Source organism: Vibrio sp. 1557, from assembly GCF_033340175.1.
GTDB classification, from domain to species: Bacteria; Pseudomonadota; Gammaproteobacteria; order Enterobacterales; family Vibrionaceae; genus Vibrio; species Vibrio alginolyticus.
The window spans coordinates 1-1,190 of the sequence record NZ_JAWOVZ010000201.1; the positions used below are offsets into that span (position 1 = coordinate 1).

Sequence of the window (1,190 nt, forward strand, 5' to 3'; positions counted from 1 at the left end):
GCTCAGGACGAAACTGGGCCTTAGAGCTTTATAATCCATGCCCGGGCGTGATGGATAGCGCGCCAGCCAGCCATGATTATCAGCCGGGCTTTATGAGCAAGCTGATGCTAAAGGATTTAGGTTTGGGATTAGATGCCGCATTGCAAACCCATTCCTCGGTGCCTATGGGGGCGTTGGCGCGTAACCTCTATGCATTCCATAACTCGAGCGGTCATGGTGAGCTCGATTTCTCAAGTCTGTTTGAATTCTATAAGAACAACAAATGAACATTGTGCTGGGAGCAATAAGCTCCCAGTTTCGATATTTCGTGTCTGAGTGCCGACAAGTTTTGGAGAGCAAATATGGACATAAAAAATAGCGTTATTGCGATTACAGGTGCAGGGCAGGGGCTGGGCCAAATGATGGCGATTACCCTCGCTCAATCCGGAGCTGATTTGGCTTTGCTCGATGTGAATGAAACCGGTTTACGAGAGACACAATCACAATGTCAGATGTTAAGTGCGAAAGTGTTCACTTATCCGGTTGATGTGACAAATGAATCGGATGTGGAAGCGACATTTGACGCCATTCTTCAAGATTTCGGTCAGCTTAATGGACTCATCAACAATGCGGGAGTGCTGCGAGATGGTTTGCTTGTAAAAGCCAAAGATGGCGTTATCAGCAAAATGTCGTTGGAGCAGTTTAATCTCGTCATGAATGTCAATGTCACGGGAACATTTCTGTGTGGGCGTGAGGCTGCTGTAAAAATGATTGAAAGTGGCTCACAAGGGGTCATCATCAATATCTCTAGCGTTGCGAGAGCCGGGAATATTGGTCAAACCAACTATTCCGCCTCCAAAGCGGCGGTCGCTACCATGGCAACGACGTGGGCACGCGAGCTTGCAAGGTACGGCATTCGAGCCGCTGCGATTGCGCCGGGGGTTGTACATACGGCGATGGCTGATCAAATGAAGCCAGAGGCGATCGAACGTCTAGAAAAGATGATTCCGGTAGGGAGAATGGGGGAAGCGAGTGAAATCGCTCATGCCGTCAAATACATTCTTGAGAGTGATTACTTCACTGGCCGCGTGCTTGAGGTGGATGGCGGAATCCGAATGTAAACGCTTTTTTCAGAGAATGATTGCCTCAGGGAGGCATATTTGTCTGCTTAGTGAGGAGTCGCATTGAGGGCAGGCTCTGTTTTCTTTTTT

At 48.7% G+C, this 1,190-nt stretch carries 2 protein-coding genes; both read left to right on the forward strand.

Going from position 1 to position 1,190, the window contains the following annotated elements:
* Positions 1–266 (forward strand): NAD-binding protein (locus R7070_RS25855; protein ID WP_318141470.1); only part of this gene is annotated, 266 nt, incomplete at its 5' end.
* Between the two features lie 75 nt (positions 267–341).
* Complete coding sequence (locus tag R7070_RS25860; RefSeq protein WP_005498505.1) at positions 342–1,100, forward strand: SDR family oxidoreductase; 759 nt, start codon at positions 342–344, stop codon at positions 1,098–1,100.
* The last annotated feature ends 90 nt before the right edge of the window (positions 1,101–1,190 follow it).